This window comes from Lysinibacillus boronitolerans JCM 21713 = 10a = NBRC 103108, from assembly GCF_000772935.1.
GTDB classification, from domain to species: domain Bacteria; phylum Bacillota; class Bacilli; order Bacillales_A; family Planococcaceae; genus Lysinibacillus; species Lysinibacillus boronitolerans.
The window spans coordinates 1-19,840 of record NZ_JPVR01000067.1 but is presented as its reverse complement, the minus strand read 5'-3'; the positions used below and the strand labels follow the sequence as shown (position 1 = coordinate 19,840).

The following is a 19,840-nucleotide window of genomic DNA, read 5'->3' as shown; positions in this document are numbered from 1 at the left end:
TGACAATTAACGAAATGATGAAATAAGCATCATTTAACTATTCAGTGTGTAGTACATTCATTGCAACAATGTTAGATATTTTTGCGTACTGACGAATATAAACCTCTAGGTCTGTTTTTAACTATCAAAACTACCTAAAACCATAAAATCTACAATCACGCCACTTACCGGATTTTCCGAACCTAACACACTAATTCCTAATACTGTCACACCACTAATATTTGTAATATTAGCAGAGACATATTTCCCACTCATATTCTTCTCTCTCATTTGAACGCTCGGTCTTAAGTTTATCGTTGGATTTGTCGAGTATACGCTTGCCACTGCATAATCAATAGAGGATAAAAGAGGATTGCCATTAGCTAATGCATTGTCTGTAAAATAAAATGTGGCTATTCCATTTGCGTCAGAGGTAGCTTGTCCATAAACAATACGCTTTACTTTGTTCGGATTCGAATCTCCCGCTTTAAACACCTGCATAATTGTTGGTGCAAGTGTAATAAAATCAATGCTCATAGGCACTCTCCTTTGCTAGTTTTAGCCCTAAATATGCTTGATATATTCTATGAACTGTTAGTTAGATTAGTACAATAAGCAACAAACACATTCTTCTATGCTACAAAGTAAGTAGTAAAAAAGGGTCACCAGGGTGGAGACGACCCTTTGTTCATAGCAAGAATATTGAAAAATAATAGATAGGCATTCTACAAGTAGAATGTAATTGTTATTTATACAAGAAAGTAGCGCCTGCAATAATTAAAAGAATAAAGAGGACAACAATTAGAGCGAATGATAAATTATCGTGCTTGCCATAGTTTGAACCGTAAACTTCATATCCCATATAAAGTCCCTCCTTTCAATAATCTAGAATATGTAGAATTATAGAAAGCGCATAGCCAACCATTCTCCTTAAACCTGATTTGACTAAATTAGAAAATATATAAGGGTCACTCGGCTGAAAGTGACCCTAAGTAACAATTCGGGAGGTACAAGTTAAACTAGTTTAGCTTAACACTACTATTTATATGAAAAGCTACTTTGTTTTGTATAGTTTATTGCCTTCAAAATAAATTTAAAAAATAAGACTGTGACGGTCAACCAACGCCACAGCCTAAGAAGTGCGTGCGATACACTCATTAATAGTTTGTGTAAATATAGTCTTTTTATACATTTAAAAAGCCGCAGCGTCATCAAACGCTACAGCTTAAGATAATTTTAAATTTTAATTATTAAGCCAGGACTGTGTCCATTTGGCATCTCTGGCATATAGTTGGGAAGATTTCTCCAATACGTATTATGAAACATTCTACACTCAGGGTATTTGTTGATATCGTAGTTAGGTACGAGCAATAGTTTCCCAAAATCTACGCCTAGAGCTTCTAATGCTTTGGCAAATGCATTTTAATCGAACAAGCAGAAAAGCTAGCGTTACCCTAACTGTCTGATTAGAACGCATTTCATAATACTTGTCCTTGGAAGAACACCCGTTGACTTAAATACAGTCTTTATTTTTCAGGATAATTAACATGTAATGGCGGTGGTACAAGCCAGCCTTTATTTTTGTTTAAACGTAAAAGTTTAGCACCAAGTTGAGCTTTAGCCATATGGAATTGCCCATACATCAATGCGATATCTTCACGAGTAGAAGTACCCATTGCCTGACTACATGCAACTAATCCAGCTGCTATGTCAGCAGTAAGAGCAGCGCTTATTTCTGGATCATTAAACTTAGCACCTGGAGGAATATCTTCCAGTCTTGCTACAGGTCTTTCAGGTGAAGCAGGAGGTAGTGCAATCCCGTTTGTTTTAAGAATTTTTTCTAATTGCTTAACTTCTTCCCTGCATGTTTCGATGATATCTTCAATAATTTTTTTTAGATCTTCATCACCAGCATGATTATAAAACGTTTGATAGCCAGAAATCATACCATAGTCTGCAATTAAACTCGACCAAACACTAAATACCTCACCATAATGCAACGGTTCATCTTTTGGATTTCCACCAAGAATACCCATCTGTACACATCCTTTTCTTATTTTTCGCCATTAAAGCCATGTTAGTATGGATGAAAACAGAAGTAAAATTCACCTTTACTTAAAATATTTAATGTAAAAATTAAAAGAAGCCACAGAGATAAAAAATCTCTGCAGCTCTTTAAGTAGTGAGACACTACGCACTTATATTATGGTTGTTTATTGTCTATTTATACATGAGATATAAATTATTTAAGAAATGAACAGTATAGATCTTTTTAATCAGGACATTTTAAACCATAGTGGAGGTGAGTGTTTTGACAAAAGAAAAGCAAAAAAATGAATTAGAGCAAGAAGAAATAGCAATAGAATTTAATCCTGAAGAATTAGAAGCAGTAAAAGAGGAACAAGAGCAAAAGAAAGAACAGCCATTCAATAAAAAAGAAAAGAAGTAAGAAGATAAAATGCCACAATCTACGGATTGTGGCATTTCCATAAATACACCTAAATCAAAATGCTGACTTAATTGAAAGTAGAGGATTTTAAATGGACAAGAATTTGAATTACGGAGAAGATTATAAATTTATTCCAGCAACCTCTGTTGGAAGTGGCGTAGGCATAGAACTATTACCTGATTTATATCAATACACGATTCAAATTGTAAACATTGTACTTTATGGCGAACCGCAGATGAAAGATTTTGTGCTAATAGATGCAGGGATGCCCAAAAGTGCAGAGGAGATTATTTCAGTTGTTGAAGAACGTTATGGTTCTAATTCTCAACCGAAGGCAATCATATTGACTCACGGTCATTTTGATCATGTTGGAGGAATTATAGAATTAATAGAGCGTTGGGATGTTCCTGTCTATGCGCATACATTAGAGATACCCTTTTTAACTGGAAAACAAAATTATCCAGAGCCTGATCCAACTGTAAATAACGGCTTGGTTGCTAAATTGTCACCTATTTTTCCAAATGAAGCTATAAATTTAGGTGATAACATCAAAGCCTTACCTTCTGATGGTAGTGTTCCCTTTATGTCAGGTTTTCGATGGATTCATACGCCAGGCCATTCACCAGGGCATATATCATTATTCCGTGAAAAGGATAAGGCACTTATTGCTGGTGATGCGTTTGTTACGGTCAAACAAGAATCACTTTATAAGGTGATTACACAAACAAAAGAAATCAGCGGTCCTCCTCAATATTTTACAACTGATTGGCAGGCTGCCCGAGCATCTATCGAAAAATTAGCCTTACTAAAACCATCCAATGCGATCACAGGGCATGGATTACCGATGAAAGGTGAAGAACTGACAAGCAATCTTAAAAAAACTTGTCGATCATTTTGAACAAATCGCGCTACCCAAGCACGGTAAATATTTAAATTAATAATTTAAGGATAAAAAAGCCGCAGCGTCGTCACACGCTACAGCCATTGTCTTGCCAGTTTAGTCAGATGATTCATTATAGCATAATTTATCAGATAGAAACTGTAGAATGAACAGATTTGAATGACAAGACACAAGAAATGGCCAAGTAGCTAATAGGAGCCTGTTTTGATCATAGCTATCAAAACAGGCTCCTTCTATGTATTTGAATGCCATAAATCATAAAATTTCCTTTACACCGAAAAAATGGTTGAACTAATTTTTTATTTGTGTATATAATGTTTATATAGTATATATACAATATATAATAATTTGTTTTGTCTCTTTAATGAATTAGTGAGGGGTGAATTGATCAAGTGATAGGCACTGAAAAAACGCATGACAGTAATTTGTTAAAACGATGGATCATCACTATCGGTATATTTTTAATTGTTCAATTGATCTTTATCATGGTCGATGGCACTGTGCTGGAGCCAAACATAAACGATAGTAATGATTTATTTGCCAGAATGGGAAGATGGATATTAGATTCGAGGCTTTTCACCGAATGGATAACGCCTTATTCCTTTCCCTTTTTTAATATGTTCATCACAATTCATATTATTGCTATACTGATTGCAGCACTAGGGGATATTATTTCAACTATATTCTCAAAAAAATAAAAAAGAGGGATTGGCATGCAAATTATTATTTCGAACAGTTCAAAGGAGCCAATTTATGAACAAATTACGAATCAAATTAAATCGCTTATTTTAGCAGGTGAATTACAAGAGGGCACAGCAATACCCTCTATGCGTAACCTCGCCAAGGATTTACAAATAAGTGTAATAACGACGAAACGGGCCTATGAGGAATTGGAGAAGGCGGGCTTTATCTATTCCATTGTCGGCAAAGGTTCTTTTGTAGCGGAGCAAAATTTAGAGGTTATACGAGAAAAGAAGCTGAAGGTTATTGAGGAACAGCTGAGTGCGGTCATAGCGAATAGCAGAGAAATTGGCCTATCACTTGAGGAGCTAAAGGAATTATTGAAGATTTTATACGAGGAGTGAAAGGGATGGAGAATGTAATCGAATTAAAGAATGTAACAAAGAAGTTTAAAGGTTTTTCCGTCAATAATATAAATTTACAGGTAAAGCGAGGCTTTGTAACAGGTTTCATAGGAGCCAATGGAGCGGGTAAGTCCACAACGATAAAAACAATGATGAATCTATTAAAACCAGATGCTGGAGAAGTTAAGCTTTTCGGATTGGACTACAAGACGCATGAGAAGGAGATTAAGGAGCGCATCGGATTTGTCTACGATGGCAATATATTCTTTGAAGGGCTGAACTTAAAAGATATAAAACGTATAGTTGCCCCTGCTTACAAACATTGGGACGATACATTATTTGATCAATATGTAGAACAATTCGAATTACCGCTTAATAAAGCGATAAAAACATTTTCTAAAGGGATGCAAATGAAGGCTTCATTGGCAATAGCACTCTCACATCATGCAGAGCTAATTATAATGGATGAGCCAACAGCAGGTTTAGATCCCATTTTTAGACGGGAGCTGTTAGATTTATTGCAGGAATTAATGGTTGATGGTAATCGCACCATTTTCTTCTCAACGCATATTACAACTGATTTAGATCGTATTGCAGATTACATAGCGTTTATACAGAAAGGGAAATTAGTATTTAATCAGTCTATTCACGATGTTGCAGAAAACTATGCGCTTGTTAAAGGGGAATTAAATCTTCTTGATAGGGACACTGAAAAGGCATTTGTTCATATTCATCGTGCATCAACAGGATTTGAAGCATTAACGGATAATATCAAAGCAGTGAAAAATATTTTCGGAGACACAGTGATTATTGAACGTGCCTCTCTGGAAGATATCATGTATTACTTTAAAGGAGGCATCCATCATGCTTAACTTAATTAAACGCGATGTCATACTACAGAAAAGGCAGCTATTATTCTATATTCCATTTATCGTATTCTTTATTTTAATGGGGGCACCACCAGTTTTAATTTTCCTAGTTGCCAGTATTTTTATTCCCTTTAATACCTATGCATACGATGAAAAAGTTGAGACAAATATATTATTAAACTCCTTACCATACACACGTACGGAAATTATTGCATCCCGCTATCTTGGTGCCATCGCATATATGATTTTATCCATAGGCGTGACAAGTGTAGCGTTACTTGCTTTCAATAAACATTTTACGATGGCTGATATTGCAATTGGGAGTGGTTTATTCTTACTATTTGCTGCGCTTACCTTCCCATTATTTCAGATATTTAAACAGGGCTATATTACAACGGTTATACTTATTAGCTTTATCCTCTTAACTTGGATTTCACGGCCTATTGCTTTGTATATAAATGAACACTTAACAGCAATCATTGATTTTGTAGATAATACATCCGTCACGGTTTTATATATAGGGGCGACATTTTTCATTATGCTAATCTATATTATTTCTTGGGGGATTACACATAGTATTTACCAACGAAAAGCCTTTTGATTGTGTGCTTTATAGTTGTCTCGGTGTTTACTCCTAGAAGGTTACTGAAGGAAAGTGGCCAATTTTAGAATGGTGCCCGCTTGGAACTAAATGTAAGATGAATTTAAATGTCTTTATGCAAAAATGAATGAAGTAAAAAAGGTTATAACTGATAATCATCCATATGAAGAACTAAAGAATACAGGACTGCTAGGTGATTTTTTCCACTCGATTGCTTAATATAAGGGAAAGAATGAAAGCCTCCATATGCCTACAAATCGACATATTTAGGCGTGTTTACTTAGTATTTCGATAGTGGTTTTATAGTAACATTTGGTATATATACTGCAGGAGGTTGTAGATGCCTGATTTATTACTCATTCTTTTTTTATTTAACTTTTCTTTATTTCTTTTGCACGAAATGGATGCAATAAGACGCTCTGAGTGGCGATTGTTTATAATATTTAAAGATATGGAAGATTCAAAGGCTTAGATAGTATTCACTTTTATTCACCTGTTTCTATACGTATTATTCCTTTCCTTACTTTTCAGTCAGTATCAAACCATCATTTTTTGGATCGTTGATTTATTCTTTATCATTCATGCAATCCTGCATGTATTTTTTGAAAGGCATCCTCGAAATGAATTTAAAAATAGCTTTTCAAGATCCATAATTTATCCAATGGGGGTCCTTGCGGTAATACATTTAGCATTATTAATGAATATGTCGATTTAATTGTATTATAAAGGAAGTTTTCGTTTAGTAATTTGCAGAAAATTATTCCAATTTGTTGGTTTTCTGCTTATTATAAAGATGGAGGTGATTATCAGATGTATAGTAATACGGCAAATATGTTGAAACAAACAAACAATCTTATCAATGCATTGAAAAAATTGAAACAAAATCTATCTTTTGTGAAATTGTATATTAATAGCGATAGAATACTGGCTATCTATTTTTTAAGTAATGCATATAGTGATTTTAATTTATTTAAAACCATTTATTTATCTGTAACACCTGGTGATCAAACGATTGATGAGTTTTTACAGGAGTATGAAAAATTCTTTGTAGAAGTGAATAAATACTTAGAGGTCCTTAATGAGGATAGCATTGTCGAGGATAGACTTCATAAGGAAGTTTTGTTTGCGATTAATGAATTAGAAAGATATTTGTTAAATCTTTTAGATGTGTATAGATAAAAAATTAGACATTCCTTATTTCTGAGGGGTGTCTTTTATTTTAAAATAAGCTCCTTTGATAAAGCCTCTATGGTTGAATGGTAAGAGATGGGAGGGGAATATGATTAGAAAAATTGAAATGGGTTTGTTTGTAGTTGGAGTAGTAATGGCTTTAATAGGTATGCCTTATTTATTGGGGTATTCAACGAATGAATGTTTAAAATATCCTCTCTATCTAGGGTTAATATTAATGGTTGCCACTATCCCTGTAACAATATCCAAGAGAAGGTAATCCATTGAGATTTTAATACTTGCTGTCTTTTATATTTTTAGAGATGGTAGAGACACACTTGTGATATTGATCCTAAAGAGTAGTATTATCCATAAGTAACGAGGATTTAGCAGTTTATCTTGCTGATATGTACTATAAAAATGATTTTAAGGAAAAATACATTGTTATAATAATAAAATGAATGCTAGAAAATAAGAAGCTCCATAAAACTAAAGAAATACTACTCAAATCCCCTGGATAACTTTCTGCAGCTGCAAATCGAATACCTCCCATAAAAAGCACAGTCACCCATTGGATACTATAAGTTAAGAAAAGTACGATTACAAAATAAACAATATACGATAAAGTAAGAAAAAATCTCTTATGCACCATTCCAGTCTCCTCCAATATTTACAATAACCATATTTCTATTAGTTAGTTGTACATATCTAAAAGTAATGCTCCTTCCATTTATGAAGAAGGGAAGTGGAAAAAGGGAAAAATTACATATATAAAAGAAGGCAAGACATTGTTAAGATTTGATAGGTAAAGTATTCTATGGAATTGGAATAGAACGCTAATTAGTCACTATAAAACGATAGAAAAATGGTACATAGCTTAGGAGCAAATATAGCTATCGGAAATTAATACGTAATAAATATACAGGAAGGAAATAATTCCTCCAGTTTATTTAACAGAGCTGATAATAGCTTTTAGAGGTTTGTAAAAGGAAGGAAGTATTTTATGAAAAATCAATTGATACGATTAATCGCTATCATTCTACTTGGTGTGTGTTTATATATTAATATGTACGAAAAAGATGAATTAGGGTTGATGCAATTTTTTGCATATGTTGGCTTATTAGGTTTTACTTTTGCGGTGGGTATTCCAATCATCTTTATTAAAAATAAGATTAGTTTATCCAAAAAAATTGGTTTGTTGTTTTTAAGCATCCTCATCGCAGCAATAATTCCTTTATTGGGATTAGGAAATTTAAAATATATCCTTGAAGAACATTTCATGAATAAAGAGATGAATAAAGTTGTAAATCAATATAATGTAGATTTGCAAAATGATGAGGTGTTTTTAACCTTTCAAAACCATCTTCTAGTTGGAAAAAGAGATGATTTGTTTGGAAGTATAGACAAAACACTATTGGTTTATAATGCCGCAGGGAAAGAAACGAAAAGAATAAAAATAACGGAATTAGCAAAAGCAGCCGTTCCTTATCTGCCCCTTACTGATAAAGAAAAGGAAACAACTTATTTTGATGGTATGAAGGCGCAAGGAAATACATATGACCTTTGGAAAAAAATAGATGAAAACGACATACAACTATTTTTTAGATACGTTACAACGGAAGTTCCTGAGGATTATCAACCTGAACGAGATATGCCAGCCGATGCAAAGGACATAAAGTTCCATTATGATATCACCTATTCACCAGTTTTAGATGAGAACGGGGAATTTGTTTTTAGTTCGGATACTTTCCATTTATATAAAAGCAACGAGTCAATCCGAGTTAGCTACAAAGCTTCGGGCATGGAAGCGATTGTTGCTCCAAATACGGCAGTGTTAGTGAACGAAATCAAGTAAAGTTTACATTGCTAACAAAAGTACAACATGAAGCCTGTAGAGTGTTAGCGGCAAATCCAAAAACGTTAGGATGAATATACTAAGAAACACCAAAGCCTAGGTACTCAAATTAATGCGAGCCTGGGCATTTTTTACGTGATTTATTTATCTAACGAACGTATTGTTTTTCGAAATTTCAAATAAATGAATGACCACAACCTAATAAAATGGTAAAGTATAGAAAAAGTGAATGGAGAATTATGTAATGGAAAAATTGAAAGAGGTTGAATTAAAACATTTTTCAAGTGAATATATGCAAGGACTGAACGCTTTTGTACTTACTGAAGAGCAAAAACAATTTTCTGCACTGCCGAGCAATTTTGAGGAAATTAATGAAGGACAGCATCGTATTGTAATTCTAAGTGAAAATACACCTGTTGGTTTCTTTCTCCTAAATGCAAATGAACGAGTTAAGAAATATTCTACGAATAGAAATGCGATGCTATTATCTGCATTATCAATTAATCATACAGAACAAGGGAAGGGCTATGCAAAACAAGGAATGACATTACTAGTTGAGTTTGTTAAAGTAGAATTTCCTAATTGCGATGAAATTGTTTTAGTTGTAGACAAAGATAATATACCAGCACAGAAACTATATGTAAAAGTAGGGTTTGAAGATACGAATGAAAGGCTAATAGGACGTATCGGCGAAGAAATAATCATGAGGCAATTCATAAAATAAAGTTAGACCACCATTGTCACCAGAGTTTATGCTACATTTTGTAGATGAACTCTGGTTTTATGTTTTGGGGAAATCGATCAAGGTTAGCAAAGAAAATTATTTAAAATATCCTGATTAAAAATACACCAGCTATCATCACCATTAAACCAATTATTTGTAATGGTTGAATTCGATTCTTTAGCGAGTTAAACAATCCGAATTGCTGTACCAGCAAGCTACCAGTGATTTGACCGAATAAAGCAAGAACTACAGTTTGGCCATTTCCAATTTGATTGACAAGAAATACATTGATGAGAACATAAGATCCTCCTAAGATCCCGCCAATCCATATCCACCAAGGAGCAGCTTGTTTAAAAGGTTCTTTAATACTTGTGTAAGATCGATCTTTTAACCCAACAATTATAATCAAGGTAATAGTACCAACAAAGAATGAAACAAGGGCAGCATGAGAAGAAGAGTGAAGAACTTTTCCTAATTGCCCATTAACAGCGATTTGGATAGCTAGTAACATTCCTGCTAGAATCCCTACTATGCGCCAAATCCATAGATTCCGCACACTCTCCTTATTTGTTTGGGGAGAATACTGTTCATTTTTCTTGCTTCGTATAGCTGTAGCTAAAAGGACGCCTAGTAAGACTAGTAATATGCCAAAGATTCGATTCCATCCAAAGGAATATTGTGTTGCATTAAACCAGCCATTATGATCGATTAACATACTCATGAGAGTCATTCCAAAGATCGGTAGGATAGTTGTTTGCACACTTCCCAATTTAGGAAACAAGAGAATGTTAGTAGTTATCGCAATAGCGCCACCAATTCCCCCCAACCATATATAGATAGGTTGGTTCAACAATAAATCTAATGGAATCCCCAGTGATGAACCACTACTTACTAATGTAATAGTTAAGAAGATGACACCAACAGCGAAGGAGATCAATGAAGCTAAAAAAGGAGAAATCACAAACTTTCTTAATTGAGCATTAATGGCTGTTTGCACAGCAAGAATAGCTCCAATACTTATAGCCAAAAGTACTGCAAACATAAAAATTCATCACAACCTTTGTTGAAGAAAATGTAAAACAACGACATGATTGATTATATCAAAATATTTGTCAAATTTACTAAGCATTGAACGATTAGTAAAAATCCCTTATCCATTGCAGCCATTAGTGAACAAGGCTGAATGCAATGAAAAAATGTAGAAGCGGCTAATAAATAGTAGCCTTATGTCAATAAAGTATAGTGTAATCTCTTCAAATTCTGTATATTGGTGTATGAGGAGGAGATTGAATGGCAAGAAAATGGATACTACCATTAATTTTATTACTAGGTGTTATGATCTCTGGTTGTAGTGAGGGCCAAGAAAAAGGTAGCAAAGATGGTGGAGATGTAGAAGTAACGATTCCAGCTATATTTTTTGAGGGTCAGGACATTGATTCTGTTATTTCAAAGGCAAAAAGCAGTGGGATTGAGGAAGTCAGTAAGAATGATGATGGTTCTTTAACTTATAAATTGTCTGAAAAAGAACATAAAGAAATGATGAAAGGTTTAAAAGAAGGCATTCTAGCAAGTGTAGATGAGCTTAAAGCAAGTGAAGAGTTCAAATCTATTAAAGATGTAACCTATGACAAGTCTTTTTCAGAATTCACTTTATCTGTAAACAAAGAAGAATTCGATAATAGTCTTGACACAATGGCCTCATTCGGACTAGCTTTAACAGGTATGTACTATCAATTATTTAATGGTGTGGATGAAAAGGATTATAAAGTCAAAGTAATTTTTAAAGATGAATCAAATGGAGATGTAATTAACACAATAATTTATCCAGATGATTTAAACAAGAAAAATTGATCGGAAGAACGTCTAACGTGGGTGTTCTTTTTAAATGTGTTGAGCATAGTCGTTGTTCCTGATGCCTGATGTTTTTTATTTTTGCAAAGCACACATGAATAGGTATAGGAAAATGATGGAATTTGTTTTAAGAAACGACTGACGATAGCATAGTTGTAAGTAAAGATAGACCTAAATGATTTCACAAAGCCCAGATACTCATTAATTTTGGGCCTAGGCTTTGTGCTTATTCAATTTGTAATTCCTTTTATTCTCAAACCTCTAATAGACCCCCAAAGAGCTATCTAAAAAAATTTTTAATGGCATCCATTCGAATTTTACTATAACATTCTTCGCAGCGAAAAATCTTCTCGGTTCTTTCCTTTAACTGTCTGAATCTCAGTGACCCCTCATATACTCTGAATTTTTTTCTACAACTAGAACAAATGACCTCATAGTAATGCATAGCTATCCTCCTCAAGTCTTTCCTATTACTTTTTAGTTGATTTATCGAATATTGTTATCAGTTCTCTCGTATATTCCTCAACATTTAACTGGGGATTTCTCATTAATTCAATGGTGAACCCGTCAATGGAATTTCTTATCGCTAACGCCATCACTCTCGCAGACAATTGGGTGAATTCTCGGAAAACACCCTCATGCATTCCTAGTGTAAGAATGTTTTCAATTGGAAGAAAAATAGTATCATCATGATCCGCTGCAAATCGAAGTTTGCCATCAGCAGTTCTTTCATTAGAAACAATTTCAATAACAGCGAAAACATGTTGCCGATTTTCGTCTATGAATCGAAGGTTTGATTCTATATACACTCTAAGCATATCGATAGGAGATTTTTGATTTTCTATTAGAGGTGCAGTATAGGCTTGACATGCCATGTAGTAATCGTAAATAACTTGCTCTAATAATTCTCCCTTGTTTGCAAAGTGATAGGAGATAACCCCCTTACTGATTTGTGCACGCTTTGCTATTTGACCTAAAGAAGCTTGGGCGTATCCTACTTCTGCGATAGTTTCAATAGCACATTCCACAATTTGAGTTCTACGGGCTTTTTCAATAAACGACATTTCTTTTTGGTTAGTTGTTTTATTTTTTTTACTCATGTATTTATTTTAGCACGGTCGTACTAATAAATCGATTAAAATTACATTTAGATAGGGTCCTAAATCTTTGTAATTAAACCAAAGCTTGTTCAAGGGCTAGACTAGGGTGTTTCGTGAGGAAGGTTATGATACTTGAGCTTAATGGAATTATTTCTTAGCCTATTTGAAAGTGAAAATAAGTTGTTTATTATCTGTTGACATGGAGTCAGCTCCATCTTTTAAGATGAATGTTATCAAAGAATGGAGTGATGGAGATGGTAATTTTAACTAATATACTAATTGGGTTATACGCGGTTTTAATAGGAGTGGCAGGGATAAAAAAATGGCAAGAAGTTGGATTTGAAGTACGAACATTCATGTTTGTTATCGTATCAATTAGTATGCTCTTAATATTATGTATACCAAACAAAGATTGGTTATTTATATTACTGTTAATTGCATTTATCTTGTTACATATACTAGCAGTTACAGAAGGAAGGTTATCAAATGGACGAATTACATTCAGCCATCATATCATTCGTTTCATTTTCCATTGTATAATTGCCCTAATGGTTTATAAATTTATATGATAGAAGGGGATCATAATGAAAATTGGTGAATTTGCAATATGTACTGGTCTTAGTAAAGATACTATTCGTTATTATGAAAAAATGAATTTATTGCAACCGGAAATTAAAAATAAGCACCGCTATTATAACAAGAAAGACATTGATACAGTGGAAGCAATTCTTAAACTTAAACAAACGGGATTTTCTCTCCAAGAAATCAAAATGCTTTTTGATTGGTCGGGAAATATTGATCAAAATAAAAAACTGACAAAAGAAGAAATACAAAATCTACTTGAAATAAAAGTTATATTCCAAGAAAAGTATGAGCAGATGTTACAAAGAGAACATCAGCTTAAACAAATTAAACAGGTTTTATTAAATATAGATAATAAAATAAAGCACCTTTTAGAGAAAAATAAAGGAGAAAATTGTTAGTTGTGTTTAGAAAGTAAAGGAAAAGAATATATTCAATAATTTAAAGCTGTTGTTGTATACTTTAGGAAACTAAAAAAGGGCCTCTGATCTGGAAGTAACCCTAAAATGAGATCGGTAGTGACGGTCAACTAACGCCACCACCTAATAAGTGCGTGCGAAACACTCATATTAATGTGAGCAATCAAGGCTTCTTATACAATAAAAGCTATCTTGTGTTATGGATGATGGGATAGCTTAGCTTGGTAAATCGTAGGGCGATATTGGCTATCTCAACATAAATTATGTTAAAGGGGTTATATGACAATTGGCTTGAAGTATAAAAGGGTAGTTTGAAAAATAAAAATGACTACTTTCTATTTAGAAAGTGATAAAGATGGATCCTCAAGAAGTATGCGAGCGATTGGCAAATAAATGAAACTTCCAAGTACTACGATATTCAGGGTGAGAAACAATTTTCCAAGCTGCTTCAATTTAGTTAATTCTAAAAGTGTTGTTCCTTCAACCTATCGGGTAGGTTAGGCAAGAAGGAATAGTAGAATATCACGTTGAATAGAAAAAATATAGAGTTCCACAAGTAGAATGAATTATTAAGGAGGATGTATTTATGACTAGCCATGACGACAAATCACCAATAAAAAACAGAATCGGAGGTGTATTTATCCCAGTTCGTAACCTAGAGAAAGCAAAAGAATGGTACAGAAAAATACTAGGTTTGGAAGGGGGAGAAGAATATTTTGGACATTTATTCGTGGTACCCATGAAAGGTACGGCTGGATTAATTCTAGATTCCATGCCAAAGTGGAGAAATGAAGATGGTGATATTTCCACTTACCAAGTTCCATCAATTCAGCTTTTGACCGATGATATTGAAGCTTCTTACCAATTTATGAAAGAAAATAATGTTGAACTTGTTACAGAGATTCAGGATAATTTTTATTTTGTGTTCAAAGATATTGATGGCAATTTACTAATGATTTGTAAAGAAGCTTCTTAAAAAATGTGAACATTGCCCTTGGGACTTTACTAAATAAATCAAACCTTCATTAAAACAGAGAAGAAGGTTTCAGACTGACAAACTCAAACTTTATTGAGTTTGTCTACAGATAATCAATTCAAGGTTGATGAAAAATTAATCAAGTTTTACATGATACCAACATATCAAAAGCGTACTAGCAAGGAAAAGGCAGACAATTAATTAAGTTCACCGAGGATAAATAGAAAGAAAAAGGTCACTTCTATTAAAAGTGACCAGAATGCTTATTTATGCTTTATTAAACCTCTAGGGGATTAGGTGTTTATTCGATTTTATTGAATTGTAATATTTCCTTTATATGTTGCAAAGTAAATACCTGCATCAGGATCGTATGCATAATCAAATCTTGTTAGGTATCCTGCGTATTTAAAATCTCCATCCCATTCAACATGATAAATTTGTCCAGGTGGAAACGTTGAAGTTCTTTTATTAACTGTGACATATTTAGTATACACAGCAGCTGGACTAACATTGTCTATACTACTAGAGTTTTGAACAACGTTGATTTCGGCTGCTGAAACATTACCTGATGGATAGATGAAAAATGAAACAAGTAAAGCTGAGAGAAGACCAAATCCAAAAATGCGACCTTTAATTGTTTTTATCATTATTATTCCTCCATTCTAGTATAATCCCCTAGTAATTTACATTTAAACATATATTGGTATTGATTTCAACATATGGTAACTATTGGTTTTGAAATTGATTAAAAAGTAGGTACTATGCATGCATTACGAGTGGTTAAAGAACTATCAAAAATTAGAAGATTAAATTGTACATAGAATGAAAGTCTGTAATCGATTTAATGGAATGGTATATAACCTTCTATGTAAAAATATCTGTAAAAAGAATGGGAGTTGAGTTATTAGTAAACGTACCAGTACGATTTTTCTTCAAACAGAAGCTCGAAAATGTACTAATTAAACGTTTATCAATCTTGCATTTAACCCACGAAAAATACGAAGGCACTAATAGACGATGTTGCTCTAAACCTTTTAAGAGAATAGGGTGACTACGTATAATGGCCAAACTGAGATGAAAGTAAATTCTACATAACATACTTTTTATATTTTCATAAATTTCTCCTTGCCATAACACAAACGTTTGTTCTATTATAAATACAAACAAACGTTCTAGGGAAGGAGAGGTCAAAATGGCGAAAATATATAATTTTCCAACTAAAATATTTCGAGATATCACAAAAAAAAGAGTCGATGTTGTAACTATTGCTTCCGGATTTATGGGTGGTGTTGTAAAGGTATACGAATGTGAAGGGACAGTCATTATTCATAGTGAAAATAAAAAGTCTAGCCATGCTAGTATTTCAAATGATCTTGGTCAGGTTAAAGAATGGGAAATTAGATATGCAATAGAACATATTTTAAAAAGAGGCATAACAGAAGTGAATATAAAAGTTAGTAATACTGGAGTTGTTCATATTCGTAATAAAGAAATTAATTCACTTTCTCAGTAAAGTCATGTCACTTATAAAATAATAAGAGTACAGGTTTTATCGTAAATAGTCTTTTTTAAAACGTAATTTGCAACGATCCCTTCGACTGTTAGAGACTTTTAAATTTGTTCCAGCTAACATGAAATGTCCAATTTTAAAATGTGTTTTCATTTCATAACAACTCCTGTTATTTAGGTTAGCAACTTACAAAATGATAATATGATTAGGGGATATTTGGAAATATGGTTCGTTTTTCGATTATTGCACAATTTGGAATTTGAGGTTGATGGAGGAAGAACAAATGTGTGAAAGTCAATATGGGCTGTCAGTAAATTGATATGAATTTATAATAAAGGAGTATGTTTATGAAACTATTTATGTTACGTTATAAATTTGGTTGGCTACCTAACTATCGCAGAACCTATACCTAGGTTTGAAAGGTGAAACATACGAAAATTATACTTTCAAGCTAACAAAAATTTCATGGACTAAATAGTTTATTAACAGAATGAAATGAGTTCGGTTTAAACGAACTCATTTTTGTGTTCAATTATAGAGTTTGCATTTAGGCGAACGGTCTGTAAGTAAAATTCTATTTATCACAAGAATCATAAATACAAACGTCCTTTGCTTTCATATTTTCATCCATAAAATTTTTATACCTTGCTATTGCTGTTTCAAGTTTTTTGACATGTGTCTGTCTCTCTTTCTCCGATGAGGAACTTTGGAAGGAACTAGCCTCCATTCTAACATTAGATTCTAACTCTACAAATTCATCAACATTGACTTGTTTATATAATAAACTTCTTATAGAATCAGAATGATTCTCCGATAAGAACAATAAATTACTATGATTTTCAAGCATTTGTTGCTTTTTATTAATATCCTTTTCCATTAAGTAGCTCTTCTCGAAATCTAAAATCGATTGATAATTTTCTAACAAATCTTGCGTTCCCATAAAAAAAGAGGTTTTATAGTATCTAATTTGTTCATACTGTGTTTTCGCATAAGCACCTAACAGTAAAGTTGTTAGAGCAAATATAATCGCTAGTAAGACTATAAATGTAAACCTTTTTTTCAATTTAAATCCTCCCATATTGTTGAGATTAATTTACAACCAGTGAATAATGACTATTTTTATTACCTACCTATAGTATGTGTGACTTCAGCTTCTGCTGTTTTTACACCTATTTCTAATGGAGGCTGTAATACTTTTTACATAACAATTGCCTATGAAGTAAATGATCCAGAATAAACCCATTCTCCAACCGACAGTTTGATTTTATACATTAAACCAGTACCGTTAAAATTATAATTTCTCCAGTAATAGAATTAATGACTCCATTTGTAGAAGCTTCATATACTTCTTTATTATTAGTTGTTTGTAAAATCTTGAAATCCTTTATATGTATATTGATAGAAGATTGACCTAGATCTCCACCAAATTTATTTCTATTCCCTTCTACTAATACTTGGCTACTATTGTTTAGCAATTCTAAATATTCGGTGTTAACTTTTAAATTAAAATGTAAGTTCTTTGGTAAAGAATTTTCGGCATTTGAGGCTATTTTTTGGACTGTTTGAGGCTGTTTATCTTCTACAGCTTCAGTCTTAACAGAGAATTCAACTTATATCCAAAATACAGTTAATAGAATAAAAAATAATGAAACCAAGTAGAAACTCTTTTTCAAGCAAATCACTCCTTATAATATCTAAAAATTAAAATTTGTTGGCCAACAAACATGGATAAATATATCATAATTTACAAAGTTACAATCTGCTTAATATATCCCTAAAATGGTTATAGTTGGAGACGTTATTTAAAGATAATTCAACTTAAAATGTTGTAAAAATGGGGGAGTTATTATGAACTACGAAGTAACGGTATCAAATTTTTATTCAAGCGTATGCCTGGATTCTTGGCTTTTTAAGCTTACATTTAACAAACGAAGAACATAAAGGCGATGTTGCTCTAAACCTTTTACAAGCACAGGTTTCCAACGTAATCAGAATGGTAATGTTGAGATTGATACGATTAATGCTCAAATGAGCGTAAGTAATTGGCAAATAGTTAACGTGAAGGTGGTATAAAGTGACGCAAAAAGTATTTACATCTACGGAATCAACAAATCAAATCGCAGACTCTTATAGTAACCCTCCCTAATTTACGTGAAGTTGTCTTCAATACATTAGATAAAGGCTTAGCGTTAAATTTTTTCGATTTTTTTAACCTAAATTTAACCTTGATAGAATATATTTAAACTGGGGAAATAAGTTTTGAAGATCTATTGCTGACGGATCGCCGTATGCGATGAAAGTCGCCTGTACGGTGAAGGCTCGTTATAAAGCTGAGATAGAGAAGGTATAAGACGAGAACAGCAATGTAGCTCCACAAATTTCAAGCATCAATATCTTTAGAAATAGTAACAATCAGTACACTAAGGCAGAAATAAAATTTTCACAACCTATCAATGATTTGACTGTAGTGCCAGGGGAATTTAAATTTTTTGACATTAATAATCCTTATAATCCAATTATGGGTTCGTTGTTTAATACTTATCGTACAAACCTACCTCAAACACCAAATCAAATTGATGATGAGTATATTACGGTAGAGTTCGCTCCAAAGAGTACTGTGGCTAACGTAACATATACTAAGGGATCCTTAAAAGGTGTAAATGGGGTAGAGGTTGAATCACAATCTGTGACACCAGTGCTAGAATAAGGTGAAATACTATGGTATATAAACAAAGCGTTGAACAAGAATGGTCAATTGAAGAACAAGAAAAATCATTAAATATCGTTGTTTCTACAAAACTCCATCATACCCAACTAGAAGTACTGTTAGCTCATTTTGTAGATGAATATGGAACTTGTAATAAGGATATCTATGTCCAAGTATCTGAAGTAGAATTTAATGAAAACAATGTTATATCTTCTGATAAATGGAAAAAGGAAATAGCTCAGCATGTTTTTATACTAGATGCGCTAAAAGTTAAAGAACTACCCATCTTTAATCGAAATCATTTAAAAGAAGGATTTACTATCCATTCGATTCAAGAGTTAACACCACAAGATATTGATTTTATTGAAAAAGGTGAAAATGTTTGGTTTCCAACTAGATTTCATCCACTTTGTTATGATACAGTAGCGACTAATAGTTTGATTTTACGCCACCATAAGGAATTAGTAGGCTGGTGTGTTGTGTTACCATCTACGAATCAATTGCTAATGTATGATAATCTTTTTGTTAAAGAAAGATATCAATCATTGGGAAGAAGCTTGACATTGTTTTGGCACGCTATTTTACTACAATTAGAGCAAACACCAATGAAATATCTTACCTTTGTGGTAGATGGGGAAAATGAAAAAATGTTAAAGGTTTTGAGGAATAAAGTTCATGCTCCACTAATTGATTATCAAAAAGTAACTGTGTTCAAATTAATGGATTAAATTAAAATGATGAATCGTTGATTTTAATAATACGTGTAGAATTCAATCTTTATAAAGGATACGTCATATCGACGTATCCTTTTCTCATTGCGTCTCACAACTTTAGTGGGCTTTAATTTTACATTATGAGAGCAATCGAGATGGGCAACGAAACATATTACTGAATTTCTATTCGCCTTATGGCTTTTTATTTACACAAAAATTGGCGAAGGATAGGTGATAGTAAAATGAAAGAAGTACTATTAACAAAGTCAATCGGTGGTGAAGTGAATAATGAGAGGGTATGTTAAGATTTCTTTACCTTGTCGTGATTCTATTGATTAACTTTAAATTT

The 19,840-nt window shown here is 32.9% G+C and carries 22 protein-coding genes and 3 pseudogenes; 17 read left to right on the top strand and 8 right to left on the bottom strand.

Translation table 11 applies throughout. The annotated features are described in order from the left end of the window. Positions 1 to 117 precede the first annotated feature (117 nt). From CD31_RS06675 to CD31_RS06670, 4 genes and pseudogenes are all read right to left on the bottom strand, one after another. Positions 118 to 516, bottom strand: a complete 399-nt coding sequence (locus CD31_RS06675; RefSeq protein WP_036076389.1) for a hypothetical protein — start codon at positions 514 to 516, stop codon at positions 118 to 120. A gap of 208 nt (positions 517 to 724) precedes the next feature. Beyond that, entirely contained in the window at positions 725 to 841 is a 117-nt protein-coding gene (locus CD31_RS22905) for a YjcZ family sporulation protein (protein WP_081977462.1), read from the bottom strand. Positions 842 to 1,215: 374 nt separating this feature from the next. Continuing rightward, positions 1,216 to 1,500: pseudogene (locus tag CD31_RS22900) on the bottom strand (manganese catalase family protein); the annotation flags it as partial. A gap of 5 nt (positions 1,501 to 1,505) precedes the next feature. Then, on the bottom strand, positions 1,506 to 2,015 hold the full coding sequence (locus tag CD31_RS06670) for a DUF3231 family protein (protein WP_016995542.1): 510 nt from the start codon (positions 2,013 to 2,015) through the stop codon (positions 1,506 to 1,508). A gap of 275 nt (positions 2,016 to 2,290) precedes the next feature. Between CD31_RS06670 and CD31_RS23275 the strand changes: the two genes are divergently transcribed. From CD31_RS23275 to CD31_RS06620, 11 genes and pseudogenes are all read left to right on the top strand, one after another. Continuing rightward, positions 2,291 to 2,428 (top strand): hypothetical protein, encoded by a 138-nt coding sequence (locus tag CD31_RS23275; RefSeq protein WP_156113263.1) that lies wholly within the window; start codon positions 2,291 to 2,293, stop codon positions 2,426 to 2,428. Positions 2,429 to 2,519: 91 nt separating this feature from the next. After that, positions 2,520 to 3,366 (top strand): annotated as a pseudogene (locus CD31_RS06665) (MBL fold metallo-hydrolase). Between the two features lie 355 nt (positions 3,367 to 3,721). After that, positions 3,722 to 4,027 carry a YfzA family protein gene (locus tag CD31_RS06660; protein ID WP_016993770.1) on the top strand — a complete coding sequence of 102 codons (306 nt, stop codon included), beginning with the start codon at positions 3,722 to 3,724 and terminating at the stop codon, positions 4,025 to 4,027. Between the two features lie 15 nt (positions 4,028 to 4,042). Continuing rightward, positions 4,043 to 4,414 carry a GntR family transcriptional regulator gene (locus CD31_RS06655; protein WP_036076388.1) on the top strand — a complete coding sequence of 124 codons (372 nt, stop codon included), beginning with the start codon at positions 4,043 to 4,045 and terminating at the stop codon, positions 4,412 to 4,414. A gap of 5 nt (positions 4,415 to 4,419) precedes the next feature. Next, complete coding sequence (locus CD31_RS06650; RefSeq protein WP_036076387.1) at positions 4,420 to 5,286, top strand: ABC transporter ATP-binding protein; 867 nt, start codon at positions 4,420 to 4,422, stop codon at positions 5,284 to 5,286. Further along, positions 5,279 to 5,884: an ABC-2 transporter permease gene (locus tag CD31_RS06645; RefSeq protein WP_036076386.1), complete on the top strand. Its 606-nt coding sequence runs from the start codon at positions 5,279 to 5,281 to the stop codon at positions 5,882 to 5,884. Before CD31_RS06650 ends, CD31_RS06645 begins: the two co-directional genes overlap by 8 nt. A 340-nt stretch (positions 5,885 to 6,224) precedes the next feature. Continuing rightward, positions 6,225 to 6,599: pseudogene (locus tag CD31_RS24110) on the top strand (DUF6713 family protein). 95 nt (positions 6,600 to 6,694) lie between these two features. After that, positions 6,695 to 7,063 carry a hypothetical protein gene (locus CD31_RS06635; protein WP_016993763.1) on the top strand — a complete coding sequence of 123 codons (369 nt, stop codon included), beginning with the start codon at positions 6,695 to 6,697 and terminating at the stop codon, positions 7,061 to 7,063. Between the two features lie 100 nt (positions 7,064 to 7,163). Then, entirely contained in the window at positions 7,164 to 7,334 is a 171-nt protein-coding gene (locus CD31_RS23495; protein ID WP_167334360.1) for a hypothetical protein, read from the top strand. Between the two features lie 723 nt (positions 7,335 to 8,057). Further along, the gene (locus tag CD31_RS06625) at positions 8,058 to 8,909 is read left to right on the top strand and encodes a hypothetical protein (RefSeq protein WP_036076384.1); all 852 of its coding nucleotides are present in this window, start codon (positions 8,058 to 8,060) and stop codon (positions 8,907 to 8,909) included. 244 nt (positions 8,910 to 9,153) lie between these two features. Further along, positions 9,154 to 9,633 carry a GNAT family N-acetyltransferase gene (locus CD31_RS06620; protein ID WP_036076383.1) on the top strand — a complete coding sequence of 160 codons (480 nt, stop codon included), beginning with the start codon at positions 9,154 to 9,156 and terminating at the stop codon, positions 9,631 to 9,633. A 100-nt stretch (positions 9,634 to 9,733) separates the two neighbouring features. Here the strand turns inward: CD31_RS06620 and CD31_RS06615 are convergent, their stop codons facing one another. After that, the gene (locus CD31_RS06615; RefSeq protein WP_036076382.1) at positions 9,734 to 10,675 is read right to left on the bottom strand and encodes a DMT family transporter; all 942 of its coding nucleotides are present in this window, start codon (positions 10,673 to 10,675) and stop codon (positions 9,734 to 9,736) included. Between the two features lie 248 nt (positions 10,676 to 10,923). Here CD31_RS06615 and CD31_RS06610 point away from each other — a divergent pair, with 248 nt between their 5' ends. Further along, positions 10,924 to 11,484, top strand: coding sequence for a hypothetical protein (locus CD31_RS06610; protein WP_036076381.1), 561 nt, complete (start codon positions 10,924 to 10,926; stop codon positions 11,482 to 11,484). A gap of 470 nt (positions 11,485 to 11,954) precedes the next feature. On the opposite strand, the gene CD31_RS06605 is transcribed toward CD31_RS06610, so the two are convergent. After that, complete coding sequence (locus CD31_RS06605; RefSeq protein WP_036076380.1) at positions 11,955 to 12,584, bottom strand: TetR/AcrR family transcriptional regulator; 630 nt, start codon at positions 12,582 to 12,584, stop codon at positions 11,955 to 11,957. Positions 12,585 to 13,168: 584 nt separating this feature from the next. On the opposite strand from CD31_RS06605, the gene CD31_RS22705 reads away from it, so the two are divergent. Together CD31_RS22705 and CD31_RS06590 are read left to right on the top strand one after the other, a co-directional pair. Then, the gene (locus CD31_RS22705) at positions 13,169 to 13,567 is read left to right on the top strand and encodes a helix-turn-helix domain-containing protein (protein WP_052125332.1); all 399 of its coding nucleotides are present in this window, start codon (positions 13,169 to 13,171) and stop codon (positions 13,565 to 13,567) included. Positions 13,568 to 14,171: 604 nt separating this feature from the next. Then, positions 14,172 to 14,561 carry a VOC family protein gene (locus CD31_RS06590; RefSeq protein ID WP_036076378.1) on the top strand — a complete coding sequence of 130 codons (390 nt, stop codon included), beginning with the start codon at positions 14,172 to 14,174 and terminating at the stop codon, positions 14,559 to 14,561. Between the two features lie 311 nt (positions 14,562 to 14,872). Here the strand turns inward: CD31_RS06590 and CD31_RS06585 are convergent, their stop codons facing one another. Further along, a complete protein-coding gene (locus tag CD31_RS06585) occupies positions 14,873 to 15,208 on the bottom strand; it encodes a hypothetical protein (RefSeq protein WP_036076377.1) in 336 nt (111 codons plus the stop codon). A 545-nt stretch (positions 15,209 to 15,753) separates the two neighbouring features. Here CD31_RS06585 and CD31_RS06580 point away from each other — a divergent pair. Beyond that, a complete protein-coding gene (locus CD31_RS06580) occupies positions 15,754 to 16,074 on the top strand; it encodes a DUF1827 family protein (protein ID WP_036076376.1) in 321 nt (106 codons plus the stop codon). 571 nt (positions 16,075 to 16,645) lie between these two features. Here the strand turns inward: CD31_RS06580 and CD31_RS06575 are convergent. Beyond that, on the bottom strand, positions 16,646 to 17,134 hold the full coding sequence (locus CD31_RS06575; protein ID WP_036076375.1) for a hypothetical protein: 489 nt from the start codon (positions 17,132 to 17,134) through the stop codon (positions 16,646 to 16,648). 1,404 nt (positions 17,135 to 18,538) lie between these two features. On the opposite strand from CD31_RS06575, the gene CD31_RS06570 reads away from it, so the two are divergent. Both CD31_RS06570 and CD31_RS06565 read left to right on the top strand, forming a co-directional pair. After that, entirely contained in the window at positions 18,539 to 18,778 is a 240-nt protein-coding gene (locus CD31_RS06570; RefSeq protein WP_016993743.1) for a hypothetical protein, read from the top strand. Positions 18,779 to 18,789: 11 nt separating this feature from the next. After that, complete coding sequence (locus tag CD31_RS06565) at positions 18,790 to 19,506, top strand: hypothetical protein (RefSeq protein ID WP_036076374.1); 717 nt, start codon at positions 18,790 to 18,792, stop codon at positions 19,504 to 19,506. Positions 19,507 to 19,840: the final 334 nt, after the last annotated feature.

Excerpts from the sequence above, each read along its gene's own strand:
- CD31_RS06675 (WP_036076389.1), bottom strand. The coding sequence starts at position 516 with ATGAGCATTGATTTTATTACACTTGCACCAACAATTATGCAGGTGTTT.
- CD31_RS22905 (WP_081977462.1), bottom strand. The coding sequence starts at position 841 with ATGGGATATGAAGTTTACGGTTCAAACTATGGCAAGCACGATAATTTA.
- CD31_RS06670 (WP_016995542.1), bottom strand. The coding sequence starts at position 2,015 with ATGGGTATTCTTGGTGGAAATCCAAAAGATGAACCGTTGCATTATGGT.
- CD31_RS06655 (WP_036076388.1), top strand. The coding sequence starts at position 4,043 with ATGCAAATTATTATTTCGAACAGTTCAAAGGAGCCAATTTATGAACAA.
- CD31_RS06650 (WP_036076387.1), top strand. The coding sequence starts at position 4,420 with ATGGAGAATGTAATCGAATTAAAGAATGTAACAAAGAAGTTTAAAGGT.
- CD31_RS06645 (WP_036076386.1), top strand. The coding sequence starts at position 5,279 with ATGCTTAACTTAATTAAACGCGATGTCATACTACAGAAAAGGCAGCTA.
- CD31_RS06635 (WP_016993763.1), top strand. The coding sequence starts at position 6,695 with ATGTATAGTAATACGGCAAATATGTTGAAACAAACAAACAATCTTATC.
- CD31_RS23495 (WP_167334360.1), top strand. The coding sequence starts at position 7,164 with ATGATTAGAAAAATTGAAATGGGTTTGTTTGTAGTTGGAGTAGTAATG.
- CD31_RS06625 (WP_036076384.1), top strand. The coding sequence starts at position 8,058 with ATGAAAAATCAATTGATACGATTAATCGCTATCATTCTACTTGGTGTG.
- CD31_RS06620 (WP_036076383.1), top strand. The coding sequence starts at position 9,154 with ATGGAAAAATTGAAAGAGGTTGAATTAAAACATTTTTCAAGTGAATAT.
- CD31_RS06615 (WP_036076382.1), bottom strand. The coding sequence starts at position 10,675 with ATGTTTGCAGTACTTTTGGCTATAAGTATTGGAGCTATTCTTGCTGTG.
- CD31_RS06610 (WP_036076381.1), top strand. The coding sequence starts at position 10,924 with ATGGCAAGAAAATGGATACTACCATTAATTTTATTACTAGGTGTTATG.
- CD31_RS06605 (WP_036076380.1), bottom strand. The coding sequence starts at position 12,584 with ATGAGTAAAAAAAATAAAACAACTAACCAAAAAGAAATGTCGTTTATT.
- CD31_RS22705 (WP_052125332.1), top strand. The coding sequence starts at position 13,169 with ATGAAAATTGGTGAATTTGCAATATGTACTGGTCTTAGTAAAGATACT.
- CD31_RS06590 (WP_036076378.1), top strand. The coding sequence starts at position 14,172 with ATGACTAGCCATGACGACAAATCACCAATAAAAAACAGAATCGGAGGT.
- CD31_RS06585 (WP_036076377.1), bottom strand. The coding sequence starts at position 15,208 with ATGATAAAAACAATTAAAGGTCGCATTTTTGGATTTGGTCTTCTCTCA.
- CD31_RS06580 (WP_036076376.1), top strand. The coding sequence starts at position 15,754 with ATGGCGAAAATATATAATTTTCCAACTAAAATATTTCGAGATATCACA.
- CD31_RS06565 (WP_036076374.1), top strand. The coding sequence starts at position 18,790 with ATGGTATATAAACAAAGCGTTGAACAAGAATGGTCAATTGAAGAACAA.